This window comes from Kitasatospora sp. NPDC056531 (assembly GCF_042794375.1).
Taxonomy (GTDB): Bacteria; Actinomycetota; Actinomycetes; order Streptomycetales; family Streptomycetaceae; genus Kitasatospora.
The window spans coordinates 59,884-84,197 of the sequence record NZ_JBHTTU010000024.1 but is presented as its reverse complement, the minus strand read 5'-3'; the positions used below and the strand labels follow the sequence as shown (position 1 = coordinate 84,197).

19 protein-coding genes are annotated in these 24,314 nt (G+C 71.4%); 10 read left to right on the top strand and 9 right to left on the bottom strand.

What is annotated here, in order from left to right; translation table 11 throughout:
* Positions 1-1,338, bottom strand: a complete 1,338-nt coding sequence (locus tag ACFQ87_RS21430; RefSeq protein ID WP_380612380.1) for a serine hydrolase domain-containing protein — start codon at positions 1,336-1,338, stop codon at positions 1-3.
* Between the two features lie 462 nt (positions 1,339-1,800).
* On the opposite strand from ACFQ87_RS21430, the gene tdh reads away from it, so the two are divergent.
* From tdh to ACFQ87_RS21415, 3 genes are all read left to right on the top strand, one after another.
* A complete protein-coding gene (gene tdh, locus ACFQ87_RS21425; RefSeq protein ID WP_380612379.1) occupies positions 1,801-2,829 on the top strand; it encodes an L-threonine 3-dehydrogenase in 1,029 nt (342 codons plus the stop codon).
* Between the two features lie 29 nt (positions 2,830-2,858).
* Entirely contained in the window at positions 2,859-4,052 is a 1,194-nt protein-coding gene (locus ACFQ87_RS21420) for a glycine C-acetyltransferase (RefSeq protein ID WP_380612378.1), read from the top strand.
* A gap of 521 nt (positions 4,053-4,573) precedes the next feature.
* Positions 4,574-5,485, top strand: coding sequence for a LysR family transcriptional regulator (locus tag ACFQ87_RS21415; protein WP_380612377.1), 912 nt, complete (start codon positions 4,574-4,576; stop codon positions 5,483-5,485).
* Between the two features lie 94 nt (positions 5,486-5,579).
* On the opposite strand, the gene ACFQ87_RS21410 is transcribed toward ACFQ87_RS21415, so the two are convergent.
* A complete protein-coding gene (locus ACFQ87_RS21410) occupies positions 5,580-6,251 on the bottom strand; it encodes a TetR/AcrR family transcriptional regulator (protein WP_380612376.1) in 672 nt (223 codons plus the stop codon).
* Between the two features lie 136 nt (positions 6,252-6,387).
* On the opposite strand from ACFQ87_RS21410, the gene ACFQ87_RS21405 reads away from it, so the two are divergent.
* The 4 genes from ACFQ87_RS21405 (at position 6,388) to ACFQ87_RS21390 (ending at position 11,551) form a co-directional block, all read left to right on the top strand.
* Positions 6,388-7,908 carry a DHA2 family efflux MFS transporter permease subunit gene (locus tag ACFQ87_RS21405; RefSeq protein WP_380612375.1) on the top strand — a complete coding sequence of 507 codons (1,521 nt, stop codon included), beginning with the start codon at positions 6,388-6,390 and terminating at the stop codon, positions 7,906-7,908.
* A gap of 609 nt (positions 7,909-8,517) precedes the next feature.
* A complete protein-coding gene (locus ACFQ87_RS21400; RefSeq protein ID WP_380612374.1) occupies positions 8,518-9,459 on the top strand; it encodes a Gfo/Idh/MocA family protein in 942 nt (313 codons plus the stop codon).
* Between the two features lie 234 nt (positions 9,460-9,693).
* Positions 9,694-10,965 (top strand): hypothetical protein, encoded by a 1,272-nt coding sequence (locus tag ACFQ87_RS21395; protein WP_380612373.1) that lies wholly within the window; start codon positions 9,694-9,696, stop codon positions 10,963-10,965.
* A 76-nt stretch (positions 10,966-11,041) separates the two neighbouring features.
* Positions 11,042-11,551: a GNAT family N-acetyltransferase gene (locus ACFQ87_RS21390; RefSeq protein ID WP_380612372.1), complete on the top strand. Its 510-nt coding sequence runs from the start codon at positions 11,042-11,044 to the stop codon at positions 11,549-11,551.
* Positions 11,552-11,606: 55 nt separating this feature from the next.
* Here the strand turns inward: ACFQ87_RS21390 and ACFQ87_RS21385 are convergent, their stop codons facing one another.
* The 7 genes from ACFQ87_RS21385 to ACFQ87_RS21355 all read right to left on the bottom strand — a co-directional run bounded on the left by ACFQ87_RS21385 (position 11,607) and on the right by ACFQ87_RS21355 (position 20,198).
* The gene (locus ACFQ87_RS21385; protein WP_380612371.1) at positions 11,607-13,985 is read right to left on the bottom strand and encodes an ATP-binding cassette domain-containing protein; all 2,379 of its coding nucleotides are present in this window, start codon (positions 13,983-13,985) and stop codon (positions 11,607-11,609) included.
* A 92-nt stretch (positions 13,986-14,077) separates the two neighbouring features.
* On the bottom strand, positions 14,078-14,491 hold the full coding sequence (locus ACFQ87_RS21380; RefSeq protein ID WP_380612370.1) for a VOC family protein: 414 nt from the start codon (positions 14,489-14,491) through the stop codon (positions 14,078-14,080).
* 101 nt (positions 14,492-14,592) lie between these two features.
* Entirely contained in the window at positions 14,593-16,074 is a 1,482-nt protein-coding gene (fumC, locus tag ACFQ87_RS21375; protein ID WP_380612369.1) for a class II fumarate hydratase, read from the bottom strand.
* Positions 16,071-17,744 (bottom strand): NAD-dependent malic enzyme, encoded by a 1,674-nt coding sequence (locus ACFQ87_RS21370; RefSeq protein ID WP_380612368.1) that lies wholly within the window; start codon positions 17,742-17,744, stop codon positions 16,071-16,073. The genes fumC and ACFQ87_RS21370 overlap by 4 nt, the downstream gene beginning before the upstream one ends.
* A gap of 404 nt (positions 17,745-18,148) precedes the next feature.
* On the bottom strand, positions 18,149-19,204 hold the full coding sequence (locus ACFQ87_RS21365) for an alpha/beta fold hydrolase (protein WP_380612367.1): 1,056 nt from the start codon (positions 19,202-19,204) through the stop codon (positions 18,149-18,151).
* Between the two features lie 299 nt (positions 19,205-19,503).
* The gene (locus tag ACFQ87_RS21360) at positions 19,504-19,848 is read right to left on the bottom strand and encodes a YrdB family protein (RefSeq protein WP_380612366.1); all 345 of its coding nucleotides are present in this window, start codon (positions 19,846-19,848) and stop codon (positions 19,504-19,506) included.
* Entirely contained in the window at positions 19,845-20,198 is a 354-nt protein-coding gene (locus ACFQ87_RS21355) for a hypothetical protein (RefSeq protein ID WP_380612365.1), read from the bottom strand. Before ACFQ87_RS21355 ends, ACFQ87_RS21360 begins: the two co-directional genes overlap by 4 nt.
* A 59-nt stretch (positions 20,199-20,257) precedes the next feature.
* Between ACFQ87_RS21355 and ACFQ87_RS21350 the strand changes: the two genes are divergently transcribed.
* From ACFQ87_RS21350 to ACFQ87_RS21340, 3 genes are all read left to right on the top strand, one after another.
* Complete coding sequence (locus tag ACFQ87_RS21350) at positions 20,258-20,704, top strand: MarR family winged helix-turn-helix transcriptional regulator (RefSeq protein WP_380612364.1); 447 nt, start codon at positions 20,258-20,260, stop codon at positions 20,702-20,704.
* A gap of 243 nt (positions 20,705-20,947) precedes the next feature.
* On the top strand, positions 20,948-22,714 hold the full coding sequence (locus ACFQ87_RS21345; protein WP_380612363.1) for an acyclic terpene utilization AtuA family protein: 1,767 nt from the start codon (positions 20,948-20,950) through the stop codon (positions 22,712-22,714).
* Complete coding sequence (locus tag ACFQ87_RS21340; RefSeq protein WP_380612362.1) at positions 22,711-24,309, top strand: acyl-CoA carboxylase subunit beta; 1,599 nt, start codon at positions 22,711-22,713, stop codon at positions 24,307-24,309. Before ACFQ87_RS21345 ends, ACFQ87_RS21340 begins: the two co-directional genes overlap by 4 nt.
* The last annotated feature ends 5 nt before the right edge of the window (positions 24,310-24,314 follow it).

Below are 24,314 nucleotides of genomic sequence, written 5' to 3'. Positions count from 1 at the left end.
TCAAGTCCGCGCCGTGGTAGGCGAGTTGCCGGACGTCGAGCCCGGGGTCGACGGCGCGGCGGTGGCCGGCGGGACCGAGTAGACGTTCTTCGGCGAGATGATCTTGGTGATCTCGTTCGCGAACAGCGAGGACGGCTCCGATCCCTGGTACAGCACATCGGTGTTGAGCAGCATCACCAGCGTGCTCCGGGCGTCCGGCAGGTACACCGCCACGCTCTCGAAGCCGGGCATCGAGCCGTTGTGCCCGATCCACCCGTTGTTGTCGAACAATCCGAAGCCGTAGGTGACGCCGGGGTCGCCGGTCGGCAGGGTCTTCAGCCGCTCGGCCTGGGTGGCCGGGTTCAGGAGGGCGCCGGTGGCCATCGTCTTCGCCCAGCTCTCCAGGTCCGCGAGGGTGGAGATGACGGCACCGGCGGTCCAGGCCCAGGACGGGTTCAAGTCGGTGGCGTCCTGGATACCCCCGTTGGGCGTCTGGTTGGTGTAGCCGCGGGCGTGCGGGTCGGGCATGCTCCCGTCGACCGGGAAGCTCGTCCTGCCCAGCGAGGCCGGGGTGAACACCTGGTCCTTGAGGAAGTCGCCAGCCGGCTGCCCGCCGACCTTCTCGATCAGCTTGCCCAGCAGGATGTAGTTGCTGTTGCTGTACTGGAACCTGGTGCCGGGCGGGAACACCGCGGGGTGCTTGTACCCGTACGCGAGCAGCTCGTCCGGGGTGAAGACCCGGTTCGGGTCGCTGATCAGCGCGTTCACGAAGTCCGGGTCGGAGCTGTACGGGAACAGGCCGCTGCGCATGTCGCCGAGCTGGCGCACGGTGATCCCGTCGCCGCCGGGGACGCCGTCCACGTACGTGGAGATCGGGTCGTCCAGCTCCACCTTGCCCTGGTCCACCAGGCGCAGCACGGCGGTCGCCGTGAAGGTCTTGGTCTCGCTGCCGATCCGGCTGAAGAGCCCGGGGTCCATCGGGGTTCCGGTGGTCTTGTCGGCGACGCCGAAGGACTTCTGGTAGGTGCCGTCGGGCGTGAGGATCCCGACCGAGATGCCGGGGACGGAGGCCTGGCTCATCACCCGCTGGATCGCGGCGTCCAGCCGGGAGGTGACGTCGGGGGTCAGCGGCACCACCGTGCCCGAGGAGGCGTTGCCCGGGGAGGGGCTCATCGAGGCCGTGGCGGACGGGCTGATCGCGGCCGGCTCGGCGGTGACCGTCGGTTCGACGGTCTGCCGCGCGGGTTTCGCGTCCCCGGAGCACGCCGCGGTGGCGAGCAGCCCGGTCAGAGCCAGGGCGGCGGTCGCGCGGCCGGCGGAGCGGGAAGTGGCCGGGCGCGGCCGTCGGGTCCTGGTCATCTGTCGGGAGCGCCTCTCTGGGGCGGTCGGCCCTTCGGTGAAGCGGCTCCGGCGCGCTGCCCACGGGGCCGTGGGGGAGCGTCGCCACCGTAAGCACCGCCACCCGCCGCCCGCGCGTCGGCCGTGGTCGTGCTGGCCCGAACGGGCCCGACCCCCACCCGAGTGGCCCGCCCCGGCTGTCAAGTACCCCGGCCCGACCGCCGGTTGGTGTCGCGGACGGCGCCCAGCGCTCGGCTGAACGGGTGAGCACCGGCATGCCGCCCCCATCCCCGGCCCCAGCTCGGGCACGATCGTTTAGCCCAGCTGTGGCCGCCCTTAAGAATTCCTCGATGGACCGCACCCGCCCTCACCAGGCAGATTTCTGTCTGCCCGGAGTGCGCCCGTCAACGGCGGCCGAACCGGGCCACTCGGCCTGCCCGACCCTCGAAGGCCGTCCCACCCGCACGTCAGGAGCCGTCGCCCGTGAAGGCACTCGTCAAGCACAAGGCCGAGCCCGGTCTCTGGATGATCGACGTCCCGAAGCCCGAGATCGGCCCCGGCGAGGTGCTGATCAAGGTGCTGCGGACCGGCATCTGCGGCACCGACCTGCACATCCGCAAGTGGGACGGCTGGGCGCAGCAGACCATCAAGACCCCGCTGGTGCTCGGCCACGAGTTCGTCGGCGAGGTCGCCGAGATCGGCGCCGGCGTCGCGGACATCGCGGTCGGCGACCTGGTCAGCGGTGAGGGCCACCTGGTCTGCGGCAAGTGCCGCAACTGCCTGGCCGGCCGCCGCCACCTGTGCCGCAACACCGTTGGCCTGGGCGTCAACCGCGACGGCGCCTTCGCCGAGTACGTGGCCCTGCCCGCCTCCAACGTCTGGGTGCACCGGGTGCCGGTCGACCTGGACGTGGCCGCGATCTTCGACCCGTTCGGCAACGCCGTGCACACCGCGCTGTCCTTCCCGCTGGTCGGCGAGGACGTGCTGGTCACCGGCGCCGGCCCGATCGGCATCATGGCCGCCGCCGTCGCCAAGCACGCCGGCGCCCGCAACGTGATGATCACCGACGTCTCCCCGTACCGCCTCGACCTGGCCCGCAAGGTCGGCGTGACGCTGGCGCTCAACGTCGCCGAGCACACCATCGAGGAGGGCCAGCAGAAGCTGGGCCTGCGCGAGGGCTTCGACGTCGGCCTGGAGATGTCCGGCCGCCCCGAGGCGATGCAGTCGATGATCGCCAACATGACCCACGGCGGGAAGATCGCCATGCTGGGCCTGCCCGCCGAGGAGTTCCCGGTGGACTGGGCCTCGATCGTCACCTCGATGATCACCATCAAGGGCATCTACGGCCGCGAGATGTTCGAGACCTGGTACGCGATGTCCGTGCTGCTGGAGGGCGGCCTGGACCTCAGCCCGGTGATCACCGGCCGCTACGCCGCCGACGCCTTCGAGACCGCCTTCGACGACGCCGCGAGCGGCAACTGCGGCAAGATCATCCTCGACTGGACCGCCTGAGCACCCCGCTGACGCAAAAGGAGCCTGTTGTGTTCGACAACGTGCGCGCCGACATCGCCACCACCCTCGACGAGATCCGCGAGGCCGGCCTGTTCAAGCCCGAGCGGGTCATCGGCACCCCGCAGAGCGCCGCGGTCACCGTCACCGGCGGCGGCCGCCCCGGTGAGGTGCTGAACTTCTGCGCCAACAACTACCTCGGCCTGGCCGACCACCCCGAGGTGCTGGCCGCCGCCAAGGACGCCCTGGACCGCTGGGGCTACGGCATGGCCTCGGTCCGCTTCATCTGTGGTACCCAGGACGTGCACAAGGAGCTGGAGGACCGCCTCTCGGCGTTCCTCGGCCAGGAGGACACGATCCTCTACTCCTCCTGCTTCGACGCCAACGGCGGTGTCTTCGAGACCCTGCTGGACGACCGCGACGCCGTCATCTCCGACGCGCTCAACCACGCCAGCATCATCGACGGCATCCGGCTCAGCAAGGCCCGCCGCCACCGCTACGCCAACCGCGACATGGCCGACCTGGAGCAGCAGCTCAAGGAGACCCAGGACGCCCGCCGCCGCCTGATCGTCACCGACGGCGTGTTCTCGATGGACGGCTACGTCGCCCCGCTGCGCGAGATCTGCGACCTGGCCGACCGCTACGACGCGATGGTCATGGTCGACGACTCGCACGCCGTCGGCTTCGTCGGCGCGGGCGGCCGCGGCACCCCGGAGCTGCACGGCGTGATGGACCGGGTGGACATCATCACCGGCACCCTCGGCAAGGCGCTCGGCGGCGCCTCCGGCGGCTACGTCGCGGCCCGCCGCGAGATCGTCGCCCTGCTGCGCCAGCGCTCGCGTCCGTACCTGTTCTCCAACTCGCTGGCCCCGGTGATCGCGGCCGCCTCGCTGAAGGTGCTCGACCTGGTCGAGCAGTCCAACGAGCTGCGCGAGAAGCTGGCGGCCAACACCGCGCTGTTCCGCGGCAAGATGACCGAGGCCGGCTTCGAGATCCTGCCCGGCGACCACCCGATCGCCCCGGTGATGATCGGTGACGCGGCCAAGGCCGGCCGGCTCGCCGAGCTCCTGCTGGAGCGCGGAGTGTACGTGATCGGCTTCTCCTACCCGGTGGTCCCGCACGGCCAGGCCCGGATCCGGGTGCAGCTGTCCGCGGCGCACTCCACCGAGGACGTCGAGCGCGCCGTCGCGGCCTTCGTGGACGCGCGCGCCGCACTGGGGGAGTAGTCCCCGCCGGGCCCGGCAGGGGCCCGCACCGACTGCCCGCGGGCCGGACCGCTCGGAACCGGACCGGCCCGCGGGCGAACAACCGCCGTGCGGCGGAGGCGAATCGTTTCGGCTCCGCCGCGCGGCCCACCAACCACCTGTCGCACCCTCCCGCCACGGGGGTGGGGCGCCGGCCCGCACCGGCGTCCCACCCCCGTTCGCGGTTTCCGGGATCCTGGGCGGGCGGGCCTCGGCGGCCGGCGTCGCGACGCCGGCCGCGACGGCGGCCACCAGGGCGCAGCCGGTGCGGGCCAGCCAGCGGCGGGAACGAGGGTGGTCATGGACGTCCTCCCCTTGACACGTGCACCGGGCCCTCGAATCCCCGTGATCCCGAGCGGCCCGGCTCGGCCATGAGCCAAGCGGCGATCGAGCCGGACGGTCAACGGAGCGAAGCGATCTCGTCCCGGAATACGCCACCGGTGGTACTGCGGCCCGAAACGGCTCCCGGCTGGTCCACTCCGCCACGCTGGCAGAATTGGCTTGTGATCGACGCACGACGGCTGCGGACCCTGCGGGCCGTGGCGGACCACCGCACCGTGACCGCCGCGGCGGCCGCCCTCTACCTGACCCCCTCCGCGGTCTCCCAGCAGCTGGCCGCCCTGGAGCAGGAGACCGGCCACGACCTGCTGGCCCGCGAGGGCCGGGGCGTGCGGCTGACCGCCGCCGGGGAGATCCTGCTCGGCCACGCCGACGCCGTGCTCGCCCAGCTGGAGCGCGCCGAGGCCGACCTCGCCGCGTACAGCGCGGGCGTCGCGGGCGAGGTCACCGTCGCCTCCTTCGCCACCGGAATCTCGCACGTGCTCGCCCCGGCGATCGGCCTGCTCGCCGAGCGCGCCCCTGGCGTGCGGCTCAAGGTGCTGGACGCCGAGGGCGACGCCAGCCTGCCGATGGTGCTGGACGGCCGGGCCGACCTCGCGGTGGCCGTCGAGTACCGGGGCGCCCCGCGCGCCGACGACGCCCGGCTCACCCGGGTCCCGCTCTACGCCGAGCCCTTCGAGGCCGTCCTGCCGCTGGCGCACCCGCTGGCCGAGGAGGAGGGGCCGCTCGCCGTGGCCGCCCTGGCCGGCGATCCCTGGATCAGCCCCTACCCGGGCAACCCCTGCCACGACGTGGTGCTGCTGGCCTGCGAGCACGCCGGCTTCCAGCCCCGGCTGCTGCACTCCTCCGACGACTTCCGCGCCGTGGTCGCGCTGGCCTCGGCCGGCTCCGGTGTCGCCCTGGTGCCCCGCTCCGCGCTGCGCGGCGTCGACCTCGCCCGGGTCGCCGTCCGGCCGGTGGACAGCGAGCTGGCCACCCGTCGGGTCTTCGCCGCCGTCCGCGCGGGGGCCGACGGGCACCCGCTGATCCGCCCGGTGCTGGACTCCCTCGCGGCGGCGGCGGCCGCCGGGGCCTGACCAACTGGCCTGCGGGCGAACGCAGTTCAGGGCCGCAGCGTCGCCGGCTGGCCGTCCACGATCGCGACCGGCCCCTCCTGCGGGCGAACGCAGTTCAGGGCCGCAGCGTCGCCAGCAGGCCGTTCACGATCGCGACCAGTCCCTCCTGCCGGGTGTCGGCGGCGGTCAGCTCCTCCCAGTCGCCGGCCAGCGAGGTGAGCCGGGGGAAGGCCGCCGGGTCGAGGGCGGCGAAGGCCTCGGCGCGGTACGGGCGACCGGCCGGGTCAGCGCGGCGGCGCCGGCGGCCGAGCCGGACGGTCAACTCGCCGGCCGTGTAGTACCAGAGCACCCGGTAGACGTGGACGGCCTGCTCGGGGGTGAGTCCGGCGGCGATCGCCGCGTCCAGGACGTTCTCCACGATCCACAGCGCCGAGACCGCGAGCAGGTCGTCCGAGGCCAGCACCTCCACGATCCACGGGCACTCGGCCAGGATGTCGTACAGCACCCGGGCCGCGGCGATCAGCCGCTCGCGCGGGTCGGCGGGCAGCTCGGGCCGGGGGAAGGCCGAGGCGTGGCTCTCCAGGAGGAGCAGCAGCAGCTCGTCCTTGTCCTTGACGTGGTGGTAGAGCGCCATCGGGGTGCTGGAGAGTTCCTTGGCCAGCCGCCGCATGGACAGCTGATCCGGCCCCTCCTCGGCCAGGATCGTCCGGGCCGCGGTGAGGATCGCCTCCCGGGACAGCTTGGGCGGTCGGCCGCTCCTGCGACCGGTCGGTGTGCTCTGTTCCATGCCCACATCCTCTCCTGTCCGCGCCGCGGCGGGTGCTGACGTCCCCTTCCCCCGGCCGGCTGGCGGTTGCCCCGGTCTCCGGCTATGGTTTTCGTACGCGTAAGTTATACGCGTATAAAAACTCTGGGAGGGGTTGATGGGATCGATGGGGGCGATGGAAGTGGCCGGGAACCACCGAGGGAGGGCGCTCGCCGCGGTGGCGCTGGCCCAGTTCATGGTCACGCTCGACATGACGATCGTGAACGTGGCGCTGCCGAGCATGGCGACGGGGCTGCACATCGAGCGGTCCCAACTGCCCTGGGTGGTCAACATCTACGCCCTCTGCTTCGGCGGCTTCCTGCTGCTCGGCGGGCGGATGGCGGACCTCTACGGACAACGCCGAGTGCTGGCCTGCGGCACGGTCGCCTTCGCGGTCGCCTCGTTCGGCGGCGGGCTGGCGCAGAACGAGGCCCAGCTGATCCTGGCCCGCGCGGTCCAGGGCGTCGGGGCGGCCGTCCTGGCGCCCGCCGCGCTCGCCGTCCTGACGCTGACCCAGCGCGAGGGCCGCGAGCGCACCCGGGCGCTCGGCGTCTACGCCGCCGTCTCGGCGGTCGGCGGCGGCGCCGGGGTGCTGATCGGCGGGTTGCTCGCCGAGTACGCGGGCTGGCGCTGGGTGATGTTGGTCAACCTGCCGATGGCGGTCGGCGCGCTGGTCCTGGCCCTCGGCGGGGTGCCCGGCGGAACCTTCGGCAGCCGGCGCGGCCGGCTCGACCTGGTGGGCGCGGTGCTCGCCACCGCGGGCGTGGGCCTGCTGATCCTCGGCGTGGAGCGCACCGAGCAGGTCGGCTGGGGCTCCCCCGCCACCCTCGGGACGCTGGCCGCCTCGGCCGTGCTGCTGCTCGGCTTCGTGCTCTGGGAACAGTACGGGCCGATGGCCGATCCGCTGATCCGGCTCGGCCTGCTGCGCCGGCGCAACGTCCTCGGTGCCAACCTGTTCATGGCGCTGCTGGTCGGCGGCCAGTTCGGCGCGTTCTACTTCTCCACGCTGTACCTGCAGACCGTGCTCGGGCTCAGCGCGGCCCGGGCCGGGCTGGCCTTCCTGCCGCTGACCCTGTGCGTGGTGGTCGCCATCCAGATCTCCACCCGGCTGATGCACCGGGGCGTACCGGCCCGCCTGCTGCTGGTCCCCGCCGGGCTGCTCGGCGCCGCGGGCTTCGCCTGGTGGGCGGCACTGGACCCCTCCGGCGGGTACCTGGGCGACGTCCTCGTCCCCTCGATGGTCGCGGGCCTCGGGATCGGCTTCTCCTTCGTCCCGCTCACCGCGGCCGCCACCGGCGGGCTCCCGCCACAGGAGGCCGGGACGGCCTCGGCGCTGCTCAACTCGGCCCGGCAGATCGGCGGCGCGATCGGCCTCGCGGTGCTGGTGACGGCCGCCGCCGCCCGCACCGACCACCGGCTGGCCGCCGGGGTCGAGGCCAGGTCGGCGGCGACCGACGGCTACTCGCTCGGCTACCTGCTGGCGGCGGGCTTCCTGGCGGCCGCCGCGCTGGCCGCGGCGGTGGTCCTGCCCGGGCGGCGCACGCGGACGGTCGGCGTTCCCGCCGAGCCGGCCGGTTCGGTGCCGACCGCTTCCGGCCCGGCCACCGAGCGCCGACCGGTGGGTGACACGGCCAACTGAGCGCGGCTGTGCGGGGCCTCGGAGGAGGCTCCGCACAGCCGATCGGTCGTCACGGCGCGATGGCGTAGCAGAAGCTCACCGCCCTGCCCGGGCTGGACCCGCGGCTGACGACCCCATCGGTACCGACGATGCACGGCTCACCCGCGTACAGGGCGAGAGACTGACTTCGCGCCTGGTCAGTCTTCCTCGACCGCCGGAGCCGGGCCACGACGATTCCGGGAGCCACATTCGTCCCGGCGCCATCCCGACGCCACTGCCGCCGCAGGGCGTCCCACCCCGGTCGAGCCTGGGGAGTACACCCAACACGGTGGATCCGGCGGGTCCGCTCCCGTCGCCTCAGGCGGCCGGAGGAGCTGAAGCCGCACCAGAGGCCGAGTGAGAGCCGCCGGTTGAACGATGTCCGGAAAGGCTGATCACCGGCGAGTTCCGGCAGGGCTCATGAGGTCTTCCGCGGAAAGCCCTGCCGGGCCTGTGGAGGTAGCTTCCGCCTGTGTGATCAGCCAGGTGATCGCACCGAACGAAGGGGGTGCCGGCGGTGGGTTGGTGGCGTGGGGGAGCTGGTGAATAGGGTGGGGGTGATGGTGTCGGCGCGCATTCGTGGAGAATCCGATGATTTCGCTCTCTGTTCCTGACGGCCTTCTTCCGGTGGGAATCGTCGGGCTTGGTGACATTGCGCAGAAGGCGTATCTGCCGGTTCTGGGCGGGTTGCCGGGGTTGGATCTGCGGTTGATGACCCGGGAGGGGGCGAAGCTGGACCGGATCGGTGATGCGTACCGGATCGGCGCCGAACACCGGTTCACCGACCTCGGTGAGCTGATCGCCAGCGGCATCCGCGCCGCCTTCGTGCACGCCGCGACCGACCAGCACGTGCCGATCGTCGAGCAACTGCTCACCGCCGGCGTGGACGTGTACGTGGACAAGCCGCTGGACTACACCCTGGACGGCGCCCGCCGACTGGTCGGGCTCGCCGACCGGACCGGCCGCTCGCTGATGGTCGGCTTCAACCGGCGCCACGCGCCCGGGTACGTCCAGGCCAAGGAGCGGCCGCGCGACCTGATCGTGCTGCAGAAGAACCGGGAGGGCCTGGCGGAGGCCGCCCGCTCCCTCGTCTTCGACGACTTCATCCACGTCGTCGACACCCTGCGGTTCCTCGCCCCCGGTGAGATCGAGCACGTGGACGTCCGCGCCCGCACCCGGGACGGCCTGGTCGAGCACGTGGTGCTCACGCTCGGCGGCGAGGACTTCACCGCGCTGGGCATCATGAACCGGGTCTCCGGCTCGACCGAGGAGGTGCTGGAGGTCTCCGGCGGCGACTCCAAGCGGGAGGTGCGCAACCTGGCCGAAGTGATCGACCACCGTGGCCAGCCCACCGTTCGCCGACGCGGCGACTGGGTGTCCGTCGCCCGCCAGCGCGGCATCGAGCAGTGCGTGACCGGTTTCCTGGACGCCGTCCGCGCCGGGAAGACGATCGACGCCCACGACGCGCTGCGCACCCACGAGTTGTGCGAGCTGATCGTGGAGCGGATCACGGAGCGGATCGGGCAAAGCTGAGCAAAATCAGGGGAAAGCTAAAGGAGCGCTGGAAGTCCGCTGGGAGCTGGCTGAATTGACGGGTCATCAAGTCATCCAGGAGGAACCGACAGTTCATTGACGGGGTCTTGTCGGGGGTTTTTCTACGCGCGTATCTTGAAGGCGTCGCGGGGGGCGGGTGTTCGTCCCCCGCTTTCTCTCCTCCCTCTCTCTACGCGAGTAGCGCCCGCTGCACGAGCTAGGAGCCATGCCCCGGTGACCACCGCCCCCGCACCCCGCCCCCGCAGAGTCGCCCTGCTGCGCACCGCCCTCCTCCCGGCCGCGCTGGCCGCCTCGCTGGTGCTCGTCCCGCTGCCGGTGGCGCACGCGGCCGGCGCGGCGACGGCCGCCCCGCCCGCTCCGACCGAGGTCGGGCCGCTGCGGATCCACGACATCCAGGGCACCACCCGGACCTCCCCACAGGCCGGCAAGCCCGTCACCGGCGTGCCTGGCATCGTCACCGGCCTCCGTACGTACGGCAGTTCCAAGGGCTTCTGGATGCAGGACCCGAACCCGGACGCCGACCCGGCCACCAGCGAGGGCATCTTCGTCTTCACCGGCGCCGCCCCGACGGTCAAGGTCGGCGATTCGGTGCTGGTGAGCGGCAAGGTCACCGAGTACTACCCGAACTACTCCGGCGGCTCGCAGTCCGTCACCGAGCTGTCCGGCCCGGCCGTCACCGTCGCCCTGGAGGAGATCCAGGACGACAACGGCGCCAAGAACGACGGCACGGTGGACGCGAGCCAGACCGTCGCCAAGTTCCTCGCCGCGATCAAGGCGGCCGGCGGCCCGGCCTACGAGTGGCGCTCGGTCGACCCGCAGGACGGCAAGGACGGCGGCGAACCCGGCGGCAACATCCGCCAGGTCTTCCTGTTCAACCCCCAGCGGGTCTCCTTCACCGACATCCCCGGCGGCAACGCCACCACCGCCGTCGGCGTGACCGGCACCGGTGCCGCCACCGCGCTGACCGCCTCGCCCGGCCGGATCGAGCCCACCGACGAGGCGTGGACCAACAGTCGCAAGCCGCTGGTCGGGCAGTTCTCCTTCCGCGGCCAGAAGGTCTTCGTGATCGCCAACCACTTCAACAGCAAGGGCGGCGACCAGGGCATCGACAGCCGCTTCCAGGCCCCGACCCGCAGCTCCGAGGTGCAGCGGATCAAGCAGGCCACCGTGGAGCAGGCCTTCGTCGCCAAGCTGCTGGCTGCCGACAAGGAGGCGCGGATCGTCTCGGTCGGCGACTACAACGACTACCAGTTCTCGCCCGCGCTGGCCGCGCTCACCAAGGACGGCGTCCTGCGCGACCTGGTGAACGAGCTCCCGGAGACCGAGCAGTACTCCTACGTCTACCAGGGCAACTCCCAGGTGCTGGACCACATCCTGGTCAGCCCCGAGGTCGGCTACGCCAAGTACGACGTGGTGCACATCAACGCCGAGTTCGCCGAGCAGGCCAGCGACCACGACCCGCAGGTGGTCCGGATCAAGCCCTGACCCGAGCTGCGGCTATCCTGCCTCCGCCGCCGGTGACCGCCGGCGGCGGAGGCGGATCGTTCTTACGGGGGTAGGGATGGGGTACCGGATCGAGCGGATCGGCCGGGACGACTGGCAACGGCTGCGGAAGGTGCGACTGGCCCAACTCCTCGACACCCCCATGGCGTTCGGCGAGCCCTACGAGTACGCGGAGCACCAGGGCGAGGGCAACTGGCGGGCCCGGACGGACTGGCTGAACGAGCCCGGCAAGATCGGCCTGGTCGCGGTGGACGACGCGGACGAGTGGGTCGCCACCATGCTGTCGATCCCCAGCAAGGAGCAGGCCGGGGCGGTCGACCTGATCGGCGTCTGGGTCGACCCGGCCCACCGCGGCCGCGAACTCGGCGTCGCCGACGCCCTGTTGGACGCCGTCATCGACTGGGCCCGCACCGGCGGCGCGCAGCGGATGCTGCTCGGGGTGCACGAGGAGAACCGCCGCGCCGCCGCCTTCTACCGGCGGCGCGGCTTCACGTACACCGGCGGCGAGACGCCGTACGTACTGGACAAGACCGCCCGGATCCTGGAGATGGTCCTCCCGCTGGAGTGATCCGCCGCGTGGGAGGGCCCGCGGGTCTTCCTGCGGGAGGGCCGTCGGTGCCTCGTCAGCCGGCCACGTACTCCGCCAGGTGCTCGCCGGTCAGCGTGGAGCGGGCCGCGACCAGCTCGGCCGGGGTGCCCTCGAAGACCACCCGGCCGCCGTCGTGCCCGGCGCCCGGGCCGAGGTCGATGATCCAGTCCGCGTGCGCCATGACCGCCAGGTGGTGCTCGATCACGATCACCGACTTTCCGGAGTCCACCAGCCGGTCCAGCAGCCCGAGCAGCTGCTCGACGTCCGCCAGATGCAGGCCGGTGGTCGGCTCGTCCAGGACGTAGACCCCGCCCTTGTCGCCCATGTGGGTGGCCAGCTTCAGCCGCTGCCGCTCGCCGCCGGACAGCGTGGTCAGCGGCTGGCCCAGGTTCAGGTAGCCGAGGCCGACGTCGGCGAGCCGCTCCAGGATCCGGTGCGCGGCCGGCAGCTTGGCCTCGCCCGCCCCGAAGAACTCCTCCGCCTCGGTCACCGACATCGCGAGCACCTCGCTGATGTCCCGGCCGCCGAGGCGGTACTCCAGCACCGAGGCCTGGTAGCGCCTGCCCTCGCAGTCCTCGCAGGTGGTGGCCACCCCGGCCATCATCGCCAGGTCGGTGTAGACCACGCCCGCGCCGTTGCAGGTCGGGCAGGCGCCCTCCGAGTTGGCGCTGAACAGGGCCGGCTTCACGTCGTTCGCCTTGGCGAAGGCCTTGCGGATCGGGTCCAGCAGGCCGGTGTACGTCGCCGGGTTGCTGCGCCGTGAGCCCTTGATCGCACCCTGGTCGACGTACACCACGCCCTCGTCGGCAGCCCCTGACTGTTGACCCAGCGAGCCGTGGATCAGCGAGCTCTTGCCGGAGCCGGCCACGCCGGTGACCACGGTCAGCACCCCGAGCGGGACGTCCACGTCCACGTCCCGCAGGTTGTGGGTGTTCGCGCCGCGGATCGCCAGCGTGCCGCTGGGCTCGCGGACGGTCTGCCGCAGCGCCGCCCGGTCGGCCAGGTGGCGGCCGGTGATGGTGCCGCTGGTGCGCAGCCCGTCCACGCCGCCCTCGAAGCAGACCGCGCCGCCCGCCGCGCCGGCGCCCGGGCCGAGGTCCACCACGTGGTCGGCGATCGCGATGGTCTGCGGCTTGTGCTCCACCACGAGCACTGTGTTTCCCTTGTCCCGCAAGCGCAGCAGCAGGCCGTTCATCCGGCTGATGTCGTGCGGGTGCAGGCCGGTGGTGGGCTCGTCGAAGACGTACGTGGTGTCGGTGAGCGAGGAGCCCAGGTGGCGGATCATCTTGACCCGCTGGGCCTCGCCGCCGGAGAGCGTGCCGGAGGGGCGGTCGAGCGACAGGTAGCCGAGGCCGATCTCCACGAAGGAGTCCAGGGTCTGCTGGAGCGCGGTGAGCAGCGGCGCCACCGAGGGCTCGGCCAGGGCGCGGACCCAGTCGGCGAGGTCGCTGATCTGCATCGCGCAGGCGTCGGCGATGCTGACCGCCCCGATCCTGGAGGAGCGGGCGGCCGCGCTCAGCCGGGTGCCCTCGCAGTCCGGGCAGGCGGTGAAGGTCACGGCGCGCTCGACGAAGGCCCGGATGTGCGGCTGCAGGGCGTCCTTGTCCTTGGACAGCATGGACTTCTGGAGCTTGGGGATCAGGCCCTCGTAGGTGAGGTTGACGCCGTTGATCTTGACCTTGGTGGGCTCCCGGTAGAGGAAGTCCTGCAGCTCCTTCTCGGTGTACTTGCGGATGGGCTTGTCCGGGTCGAGGAAGCCCGAGTTGGCGTACACGCCGACCGTCCACCAGCTGTCCGGCTTCCAGCCGGGGATGGTGATCGCGCCCTGGGCGAGCGATTTGGAAGCGTCGTAGAGCTGGGTGAGGTCGATGTCGGAGACGCTGCCGCGGCCCTCGCAGCGCGGGCACATGCCGCCGGTGATGCTGAAGCTGCGCCGCTCCTTGACGGTCTTGCCGCCGCGCTCGACGGTGACGGCGCCGGCGCCGCTGATCGAGGGGACGTTGAAGGCGTACGCCTTGGGGGAGCCGATGTGCGGCTTGCCGAGCCGGCTGAACAGGATGCGCAGCATCGCGTTGGCGTCGGTCGCGGTGCCGACGGTGGAGCGCGGGTCGGCGCCCATCCGCTGCTGGTCGACGATGATCGCGGTGGTCAACCCCTCCAGGACGTCCACCTCGGGGCGGGCCAGGGTGGGCATGAAGCCCTGGACGAAGGCGCTGTAGGTCTCGTTGATCAGCCGCTGCGACTCGGCGGCGATGGTGTCGAAGACCAGCGAGCTCTTGCCCGAGCCGGAGACGCCGGTGAACACGGTCAGGCGGCGCTTGGGGATGTCGACGCTGACGTCCTTGAGGTTGTTCTCGCGTGCTCCGTGCACGCGGATCAGGTCGTGGCTGTCGGCGACGTGCGGCTCGGCCATCGTTACTCTTCGCTCCCTGGCTGTCGGGCGGGTTCTGCGGTGGGTCGATCGGGGCCCGCCCCGAGGGGTCACCCCTCGGGGCGGGCGGAGGCTCAGCGCACCTCGTTGAAGCGGATCATGTTGCCCGCCGGGTCGCGGAAGGCGCAGTCGCGGATGCCGTACGGCTGCAGGGTCGGCTCCTGCACGAGCTCGGCGCCGCCGGACTTCAGCCGGTCGAACACCCCGTCCAGGTCGGCGGTGGCGAGCACCAGCCGCGCGTAGGTCCCCTTGGCCATCATCTCGGCGATCGTACGCCGCTCGTCCTCGGTGACGCCCGGATCGGCGGTCGGCGGCTCCAGCACCAGCGAGACGCTCGGCTGCCCGGCGGGCCCGACGGTGATCCAGCGCATCGGGCCGCCGCCGACGTCGCCCCGCACCTCGAAGCCCAGCAGATCGCGGTAGAAGGCGAGCGAGGCCTCGGGGTCGGTGTGGGGGAGGAAGGTCCAGTGAATGGTGATGTCGTCCATGCCTGCAACGCTAGGGGCGCGCCCGGCCCGGGCGCTTCTCGAATCCTGATCGGTCCGTCCGGCCGAGCCGTGATCGGTCCGCCCCGCCCACCGGAGCGGTCCTACGCCTGACCGACCATGGCGGCGGGGCGGACGATGCGGTCGAACTCCTCGGCGCTGATGTAGCCGGAGGCCAGTGCTGCCTCGCGCAGGGTGCTGTCCTCGTCGTTGGCCTTGTGGGCGATCGCCGAGGCCCTGTCGTAGCCGATCACGGGGGAGAGGGCGGTGACCAGCATGAGTGACCGGTCGACGTAGCTGTCGATCTGCTCCCGGTTGAGCTGGGTGCCCTCGATGCAGAACTCGCGCATCCTGGCGCAGGCGTCGGCGAGGATGGTCGCCGCGTGCAGGAAGTTGTTGATGATGACCGGGCGCATGGCGTTCAGTTCGAAGTTGCCCTGGGAGCCGGCGAAGGCGATGGCCGTGTCCTCGGACAGCACCTGGATGCAGACCATGACCATCGCCTCGCACTGGGTCGGGTTGACCTTGCCGGGCATGATCGAGGAGCCTGGCTCGTTCGCCGGGAGGATGAGTTCGTCGAGGCCGCAGCGGGGTCCGGAGGACAGCCAGCGGATGTCGTTGGCGATCTTCATCAGCGGCACGGCCAAGGCCCGCAGCCCGGCGGAGGCGCCGACCATGGCGTCCAGGCCGCCCTGGGCGGCGAATTTGTTCTGCGCGGTGATGAACGGGTAGCCGGTCGCGGTGGCGATCTCGGCGGCGACCTGCTCGCCGAATCCAGATGGGGCGTTCAGCCCGGTCCCGACCGCGGTGCCGCCCATGGCGAGTTCGTTCAGGCCCTCGGCGGACCTGGCGACCTGGCCGATGGCCTGTTGCAGCTGGCGGGCGTAGCCGGACCATTCCTGCCCCACGGTGAGGGGAACGGCGTCCTCCAGGTGGGTGCGGCCGATCTTCACCACGTCGCGCCACTGCTGTGCCTTGGTCTCGATGGCTTGTTGCAGCGCCCGCACGCTGGGCAGCAGGTGCTCGTGGACCTCCTTGACCGCGGCGATGTGCATGGCGGTGGGGAAGGTGTCGTTGGAGGACTGCCCCAGGTTGACGTGGTCGTTGGGGTGGATCGGGGACTTGCTGCCCAGCTCTCCGCCGAGGAGTTGGATGGCACGGTTGCTGATCACCTCGTTGGTGTTCATGTTGGACTGCGTACCGGACCCGGTCTGCCACACGTACAGCGGGAAGTGATCGTCCAGTTCGCCCGCGATGACCTCGTCGGCCACCCGCTGGATCAGGTCGGCCTTCCAGGCCGGCAGCCGCCCGGCGTGTCCGTTGACGCGGGCGGCTGCCTTCTTGACGTAGCCGTAGGCGTGGTAGACCGCTTTGGGCATCCGGTCGTCCCCGATGGAGAAGTGGATCAGGGACCGTTGCGTCTGGGCGCCCCAGTAGCGGTCCGCGGGGACGTCGACGGCGCCCATGGAGTCCGTCTCCCGCCGGGTCCCGATCGCTTGCAGTCCGATGGGGATGTCAAGGATCCTCGGGGCTTCGTCCTGACCGGCCGACCCGGTCCGGTCCACGCCGTGGTGCTCTGTGGTCATGACGTCGCTCCGTCGGCGTAGACCGGCTGCCACATGGCCTCCCGGACGGCCTTTCCGGCGTCGGTCGGCTTGCGGGTGGCCACGCCGTCGTCGAGCGCTGCCTGGACCACCGCGGTCGCGGTGATCGCCGAGGACTCCCGGAGGTTCTTCACGGGAGGCAGCAGGGAGGCGCCCGGCCCCGACGGGTCGACCTGGTCCGCGACGGCCTGCGCGGCCGCGAGCAGCATGCCCGCGGTCACCCGGGACGCGCCGGAGACGATCGTGCCCAGGCCGAGTCCCGGGTAGAGCAGCGCGTTGTTGGCCTGCCCGATCTGGTAGGTCACACCGTCGTGTTCCACGGGCGGGACGGGGATGCCGGTCGCGACGAGCGCCTTGCCCCTGGACCAGGCGATGACGTCGGCGGGCATGGCCTCGATCCGGGAGGTGGGATTGGAGATCGGGAAGATGACCGGCCGCTCGGTACCCTCGGACATGGCCTCGACGACCTCGCGGGTGAATGCACCGTGCACGGTGGAAGTGCCCAGCAGGATCGTCGGGTTGACCCGCCGAACCGTTTCCAGGAGCGGGATCGCGCCGTCGTGCCGCCCCCAGTCCGCGACCTCGGCCGGATCGCGCGCGTAGGTCTGCTGGAAGTCGCGAAGGTCGGACATGTCCCGGGTGAGCAGCCCTTGCCTGTCGATCAGCCACACCTGGGCGGTGGCCCGCTCCGGATCCGCGCCGTCGCGGACCATCGCGTCGCGCAGTTGGTCCGCGATGCCCACCCCGGCGGTCCCGGCGCCGAAGACGACCAGCTTCTGGTCCCGCATCCGCACACCGGTGACCTTGACCGCGGACAGCGCTGCCGCCAGCGTGATGGCTCCGGTGCCCTGCATGTCGTCGTTGAAGATCCGATAGCGGCCGCCGTACTGCTCCAGGATCCGCCGTGCGTTGCTGGGACCGAAGTCCTCGAAGTGCAGGAGCGCGTCGGGGAACGTGGACGACGCCGTCTCCAGGTACTTCTCGATGAACGCGTCGTAGTCGGCGCCGCGGACACGGGGGTGCCGGTTGCCCAGATACAGCGGGTCCTCCAGCAACGATGCCCGATCCGTGCCGACATCCAGCGACACGGGAACGACGCGGCGCGGGTCGATGCCGGCGGCCGCCGTGTACACCGCGAGCTTGCCGACCGAGATCAGGATGCCGCCCACGCCCCAGTCACCGATGCCCAGGATCTCCTCCGCGTCGGTGCACACGATCAGGTCGACGTCCTCCGGCCCGAGTTGAAGCGTGGCGAAGGCCCTCTGCATGTCGTCGGGCCGGTCGATGGACAGGAAGATGCCGCGCGGGCGCCGGTACTCGTGGGAGTACTTCTCGATCGCCTCGCCCACGACGGGGTCGTAGACGATCGGCAGCAGCTCTTCGAGGTGCTCGGTGAGGAGCTTGAAGTAGAGGGTTTCGTTGCGGTCGTGCAGCTGTTCCAGGTAGACGTTCTTGGCCAGGTCGCTCCCCTGGACCTGCAACTGCCGGTGGGCACGTTGAGCCTGCCGTTCGAGCGCGAGCACTCCGGAAGGCAGCCGTCCGGTGAGGCCGAGGGCCTCCCGTTCCTCCTGTGTGAAGGCGACGCCTCGGTTGCGCAGCGGATCCACCAGGACGCTGGGGACAGCGGGGGCCCGCGCGTGGCTCTCGGTCATGGGATCCTCCTCCATGCGATGCCGTCTCATCTCCGACCGGGACGACCTGGGGCATGAACGCTCCCGCGCAGACGCAGCCACCGGCTCACGGCCCGGCCCAGCGTGAGTTCACGTGAGTTCAGCAGTGTGAAGGTTCGTCAGGACGGCGCGGCGCCGGTTGCTCGACCGCTCGCCGGAGCGGCGTGTGGTGAGACGCCACCGATTCCGCCGCGGCGCCTCATCCGCGGCTCCGTCTTCAGGCTAACCACCAGCCGACCGGCCAGCGACTTCAGCCAGGACGGTGTCCCTGGTCGTGGTGCAGCCGATCACGGTGAGGACCTGCGCCGGGGGCGCGTGTTCGCGTGGATACCGCTCCGTGCCGTGGAGCGGGCCCTGATGAGACTCTCCGACGTTCGGTAGCGCGGTCAGAAGCCGTCGACTTCGACGACGGCCGCCGCGAAGGCCTTCGGAGCCTCCTGCGGAACGTTGTGCCCTGCCTCCAGGGTCTTGTGCGCGTATTTGCCGGCGAACTTCTTGCGATAAGCCGATCCATTTCCCGGAGGCGTAAATGGATCGTGTGCGCCGTCGATGGTGATCGTCGGCACCTTGATGACAGGGGCTGTGGCGAGGCGTTCCTCGAGGGCGTTGTACCGGGGCTCGCCCTTGGTCAGGCCCAGTCGCCAGCGGTAGTTGTCGATCACGATTTTGACGTAATCCGGGTTGTCGAACGCGGCGGCCGTGCGATCGAAGGTCGCCTCGTCGAAGTTCCAGGTCGGGGAGTTGAATTTCCACACGAGCCTGGCCAGGTCGCGCCGGTACTTCTCGAGGCCGAGCACGCCCCTGTCGGTGGCGAAGTAGTACTGATACCACCACGCCCATTCACTCTTCGGTGGCGTCGGCATCTTGTTGGCCTCAACGTTGACGATCAGATACCCGGTCGTCGAGATCAGTGCCTTGCAGCGCTCCGGCCAGAGGGCCGCGATGATGTCGGCCGTCCGTGATCCCCAGTCATATCCGGCGAGGATGGCCCGGTCGATCCTGAGGGCGTCCATCAGGGCGATGAGGTCGAGAGCAAACGCCGACTGTTGGGCATTTCTGGGCGTTTCATCCAAAAGGAACCGCGTGGTGCCATGGCCGCGCAGATAGGGGACGACCACCCTGTACCCCTTCGCCGCGAGCAGGGGCGTGACCGCGACGTAGCTGTGAATGTCGTAGGGCCAGCCGTGCAGGAGTACGACCGGCCGTCCGTTCGCAGGTCCGGCTTCGACGTATCCCACGCTCAGGTCGCCGGCATTGATCTGCTTCACCGGACCAGAGAATCCACTGGTCCCCGGACTAGCCGCGGGAGACGCCGCAGGTGTTCCGGTTTCGGACTGCGCTTGCGCGTCACCGGGCATACCGAGTTGGGCCGCCACGGCAGTCGCGGCAGCGGCGCCAAGGAATTTACGACGGCTGTGGGTGATTCCCTCGGGCATTTCCATCGATGGACCTCCTCGCCTGAGGCGACACCAGGGGCCCGCCGATCGCGTGACACGGTGAACGTGGCACGGTGAATCGGCTGGCAATCGCGATTCGCCTGACGTCCGTACCCGGTTTCCGTCATTTTCGTGGGCCCTCGCGACGGCGCCTCGCCTCTGCCATGCAACACCCGTCGGAGTGACGGCGCAACAGCGGTGAGTGATGCGCGGATTGCGGGGGAGAGAGCGCCCGGAGCGGCACGAAGGGGGCGGGTGGCCGAGCCTGTGCTCGGGCGCATCCTCACCGGCCGCTGTCCCGCCCTTCAGGCCACGGCGGCCTGAAGGGCGGTGGACAGTGCCCAGGCCACGGTGAACCAGAGCGCGGCGCGGCGGCCCCTGGCGGCGAGCAGCGCCAGGTCGCCCGCGCCGAACCAGGCGAGTTCCAGGACCGCGCGGGCCTGGCCGTGGAGCGGGTGCGTCGCGGTCGGCGCGCCGAACTGCCCCCAGACCACGGCCAGGAGCACCACCGCGCCGGTGGCCAGCGCGAGGCGGAGGGGCAGGCGGGCGGTGCGGGTGAAACCCCAGTAACCCGCGGAGACGTAGACGGACATCTCCAGTAGGAACGCGAGGGTCGCGCTCGCCGCGGCGATGACCGCCCCGGCGGTCATCGGGCGATCCAGACGGCCGAGGCGAGGTGGAGGACGGCGAAGGCGCCGGCGCCGAAGGCCATGCCGCGGTTGCGGTACCGGGCGCCGATCGCGGAGTCGCCGACCTGGGCGAGCCCCGCGACCACCAGCATCGGCCACGCGGCAGCGTGGGACGCGCCGGCCAGCAGAAGCAGCGCGGTGGCCAGCCCGAGCGGGACGGCCCGGACCGCGTAGGCGCGGGCGTAGAGCTCGGTCCCGGCATTGACCGGCTCACCTGTCGGCAGTGCGAGGCCGGGGCGCAGCACCCCCGCGACACTCGAACCGGCACTGACGAGCGCCGCCGCGGCGTTGGCGACGAGCAGGACGTCCATTGAATTCCCCCAAGAATCATTCTGACTGTGAACGATAATTTGACGGTATCATTCTCTGCATGAGTGATGTCAAGGGAGCAGCCGGGCTGCGCGCCACGATCGCCTTCAACCTGGGCACGCTCGGGGCCCTGGCCGCCGAACGCTTCGCCGAGCGGATCGAGGCCTTGGGCCTCAAGCCCAAGCACGCCGGCCTGCTGGCCGCACTCGACGCGGGACCGGCCGCCTCCCAGCAGGACCTGGCCAGGCGACTCGGCGTCGCCCCGAGCCTGGTCGTCGCCCTCGCCGACCAGCTCCAGGAACTCGGCGCCCTGGAACGCATCCGAGACCCTCAGGACCGCCGCAGGCAGGTCCTCAACCTCACCCCCGAGGGCCGCACCCTGCTCTCACGCTGCGCCCACGCCGCCCGGAGCCTGGACGACGAACTGACGGCGGACCTGAGTGACACTCAGCGCAGCGCACTGGAACAGGGCCTTCGGCTCCTCGGCGGGCAACATCTCCCGCACTGACCCGGCCGCTCGCGCGGGCGCCGGGCGGCCCGGGCTGATCCCGCTCACCCGGCCCGAACTGCGCGACCTTCCGCGCGTCACCGTCCTGCCCGAGCCGCGGCGCGACCTGCCGCCCCGCCCGGGCTGCGGCTGATGCGGCAGCAAAACAAGCATGCATGATTGCTTTTTCCTCCGGCCGGTGCCACGCTGCTGCCCGGCGGCGCTCGTGCGGGGTGTCGTCAACCCACCGGCAGGGGAGGCGCATTGGCGCGCGCACGCTCGGTACTGCGGATCGGCAATGCCTCGGGGTTCTACGGGGACCGCTTCGCGGCGGTGCGGGAGATGCTCACGGGTGGGCCGCTGGACGTGCTCACCGGGGACTACCTCGCCGAGCTGACCATGCTGATCCTGGCCCGGGACCGGCTGAAGGACCCGTCGCTCGGGTACGCGAGGACCTTTCTGCGTCAGATGGAGGAGTGCCTCGGCCTGGCGCGCGAGCGGGACGTGAAGATCGTGGTGAACGCGGGCGGTCTCAATCCGGCCCGACTCGCCGACGCGTTGCGGGAGTTGGCGGAGCGCCTGGGCATCGGGGCGGACGTCGCCCACGTCGAGGGTGACGACCTGCTGCCGCGCCGGTCCGAACTGGGCTTGCCCGATGGCCTGTTGGCCGCCAACGCCTACCTGGGCGGTTTCGGCATCGCCGCCTGCCTGGCCGAGGGTGCGGACGTGGTGGTCACCGGACGGGTCACCGATGCCGCGCTGGTGGCCGGGCCCGCGATCGCCCACTTCGGCTGGACGGCCGCCGACCTCGACGCCCTGGCCGGGGCGGTGGTGGCCGGGCACGTCCTGGAGTGCGGAGCGCAGGCCACCGGCGGCAACTATGCCTTCTTTCGCGAGCACGACGTGACCCGCCCCGGCTTCCCGCTGGCCGAACTGCACACCGACGGCTCCAGTGTGATCACCAAGCACCCCGGCACCGGCGGCGCCGTCACCGTGGGCACCGTCACCGCCCAACTCCTCTACGAGACCGGCGGATCGCACTACCTCGGCCCGGACGTCGCCGCCCGACTGGACACCGTCCGGCTCGTCGAGGAGGGCCCGGACCGGGTGCGGATCTCCGGCGTGCGCGGCGAGGCCCCGCCGCCCACCCTGAAGGTCGGGCTCAACCGCCTCGGCGGCCACCGCAACGAGGTGGTCTTCGTACTCACCGGCCTGGACATCGAGGCCAAGGCCGACCTGGTGCAACGGCAGGTCGCCGCCGCCCTGCCGCCCGAGGCCCGCCCGGCCGAACTGCGCTGGACCCTCGCCCGCACCGACCACCCGGACGCAGCCGGCGAGGAGACCGCCTCCGCGCTGCTGCGGCTCACCGCCCGCGACCCCGATCCGACCAAGGTCGGTCGCGAACTCGGCAAGGCCGCCGTCGAATTGGGCCTGGCCGGATACCCGGGCTTCCACCTCACCGCCCCGCCCGGACCGGGCGCGCCGTACGGGGTGTTCACCGCCGCGTACGTCGACGCCAAGGCCGTCGAGCACACCGCCGTCCTGTCGGACGGTCGCCGGATCGCCGTCCCGCCCGCGCCGGTGACCTCCCAACCAGCCGAAGCCGAACCGGAGTTGCCCGAAGAGCTCCCGACCGGCCCGACCCGCCGCGCCCCGCTCGGCCTGGTGGCCGGCGCCCGTAGCGGGGACAAGGGCGGTGACGCCAACCTCGGTGTCTGGGCCCGCGGCGAGGACGGCTGGCGCTGGCTCGCGCATACCCTCACCGTCGACAAGCTGCGCGAACTCCTCCCCGAAACAGCCGGGTTGGCCGTCACCCGGCACCTGCTGCCGAACCTCAGGGCGGTCAACTTCACCGTCACCGGCCTGCTCGGCGAGGGCGTCGCCGCCCAGCACCGCTTCGACCCGCAGGCCAAGGCCCTGGGGGAGTGGCTGCGCTCCCGCCACCTCGACATCCCGACCACCCTCCTCGACAGCCCGACCGCGCCCGTTGACCCGACCACGCTCCTCGACAGCCCGGAGGCGCCGCTGTGACCGCCCTGACCACCCGCGTCGACCCGGCCGGGCCCGACTACGCCGAGCACCGCGCCTCGATGGTCGCCAAGCTCGCCGAGCTCGACGCCGAGCACGCCAAGGCGCTGGCCGGCGGCGGCCCCAAGTACGTGGAGCGCCACCGCAAGCGCGGCAAGCTGCTGGCCCGCGAGCGGATCGAGCTGCTGGTCGACCCGGACTCCCCGTTCCTGGAGCTGTCCCCGTTGGCCGCCTGGGGGAGCGACTACCCGGTGGGCGCGGCCCTGGTCACCGGCATCGGCGTGATCGAGGGCGTGGAATGCGTGATCACCGCCAATGACCCGACGGTGCGTGGCGGCGCCAGCAACCCGTGGACCCTGCGAAAGGCCCTGCGGGCCAACGAGATCGCGCTGCACAACCGCCTCCCGTTGGTCAACCTGGTCGAGTCCGGCGGCGCCGATCTGCCCAGTCAGAAGGAGATCTTCATCCCCGGCGGCGCCCTCTTCCGCGACCTCACCCGGCTCTCGGCCGCCGGAATCCCCACCGTGGCCGTGGTGTTCGGCAACTCCACGGCCGGCGGTGCCTACGTGCCGGGCATGTCCGACCACACCGTGCTGGTCAAGGAGCGCGCCAAGGTGTTCCTCGGCGGCCCGCCGCTGGTGAAGATGGCCACCGGCGAGGAGGCCGACGACGAGTCGCTGGGCGGCGCCGAGATGCACGCCCGGGTCTCCGGCCTGGCCGACCACTTCGCGGTGGACGAGGCGGACGCGCTGCGGATCGCCCGCCGGATCGTCGCCCGGCTCGACCACCGCAAGCCCGGCCCGGGTGTGGACCCGTTCGCCGAGCCGCCGAAGTACGACGAGGAGGAGCTGCTCGGCATCGTCCCGGGCGACCTCAAGGTGCCCTTCGACCCGCGCGAGGTGATCGCCCGGATCGTCGACGGCTCCGACTTCGACGAGTTCAAGCCGCTCTACGGCACCAGCCTGGCCACCGGGTGGGCCCGCCTGCACGGCTACCCGGTCGGCGTCCTGGCCAACGCCCAGGGCGTGCTGTTCAGTGCGGAGTCCCAGAAGGCCGCCCAGTTCATCCAGTTGGCCAATCAGCGCAACACGCCGCTGCTGTTCCTGCACAACACCACCGGCTACATGGTCGGCAAGGACTACGAACAGGGCGGCATCATCAAGCACGGCGCGATGATGATCAACGCCGTCGCCAACTCCAAGGTCCCGCACCTGTCCGTGTTGATGGGCGCCTCCTACGGTGCCGGCCATTACGGCATGTGCGGCCGGGCCTACGAGCCGCGCTTCCTGTTCTCCTGGCCGAGCGCCAAGTCCGCGGTGATGGGCCCGCAGCAGCTCGCCGGGGTGCTGTCGATCGTCGCCCGGCAGTCGGCCGCGGCCAAGGGGCAGCCGTACGACGAGGACGCGGACGTGGCGATCCGGGCGATGGTCGAGCAGCAGATCGAGGCCGAGTCGCTGCCGGTGTTCCTGTCCGGCCGGCTCTACGACGACGGCGTGATCGACCCGCGCGACACCCGTACGGTGCTCGGCCTGTGCCTGTCCGCGATCCACAACGCGCCGGTCGAGGGCGCGCGCGGCTACGGCGTCTTCCGCATGTGAGAGGG

Bases quoted from the DNA above. Each gene is read 5' to 3' on its own strand.
- ACFQ87_RS21430 (WP_380612380.1), bottom strand. From the start codon at position 1,338: ATGACCAGGACCCGACGGCCGCGCCCGGCCACTTCCCGCTCCGCCGGC.
- ACFQ87_RS21410 (WP_380612376.1), bottom strand. From the start codon at position 6,251: ATGGAACAGAGCACACCGACCGGTCGCAGGAGCGGCCGACCGCCCAAG.
- ACFQ87_RS21405 (WP_380612375.1), top strand. From the start codon at position 6,388: ATGGGATCGATGGGGGCGATGGAAGTGGCCGGGAACCACCGAGGGAGG.
- ACFQ87_RS21400 (WP_380612374.1), top strand. From the start codon at position 8,518: ATGATTTCGCTCTCTGTTCCTGACGGCCTTCTTCCGGTGGGAATCGTC.
- ACFQ87_RS21390 (WP_380612372.1), top strand. From the start codon at position 11,042: ATGGGGTACCGGATCGAGCGGATCGGCCGGGACGACTGGCAACGGCTG.
- ACFQ87_RS21385 (WP_380612371.1), bottom strand. From the start codon at position 13,985: ATGGCCGAGCCGCACGTCGCCGACAGCCACGACCTGATCCGCGTGCAC.
- ACFQ87_RS21380 (WP_380612370.1), bottom strand. From the start codon at position 14,491: ATGGACGACATCACCATTCACTGGACCTTCCTCCCCCACACCGACCCC.
- fumC (WP_380612369.1), bottom strand. From the start codon at position 16,074: ATGACCACAGAGCACCACGGCGTGGACCGGACCGGGTCGGCCGGTCAG.
- ACFQ87_RS21370 (WP_380612368.1), bottom strand. From the start codon at position 17,744: ATGACCGAGAGCCACGCGCGGGCCCCCGCTGTCCCCAGCGTCCTGGTG.
- ACFQ87_RS21365 (WP_380612367.1), bottom strand. From the start codon at position 19,204: ATGGAAATGCCCGAGGGAATCACCCACAGCCGTCGTAAATTCCTTGGC.
- ACFQ87_RS21360 (WP_380612366.1), bottom strand. From the start codon at position 19,848: ATGACCGCCGGGGCGGTCATCGCCGCGGCGAGCGCGACCCTCGCGTTC.
- ACFQ87_RS21355 (WP_380612365.1), bottom strand. From the start codon at position 20,198: ATGGACGTCCTGCTCGTCGCCAACGCCGCGGCGGCGCTCGTCAGTGCC.
- ACFQ87_RS21350 (WP_380612364.1), top strand. From the start codon at position 20,258: ATGAGTGATGTCAAGGGAGCAGCCGGGCTGCGCGCCACGATCGCCTTC.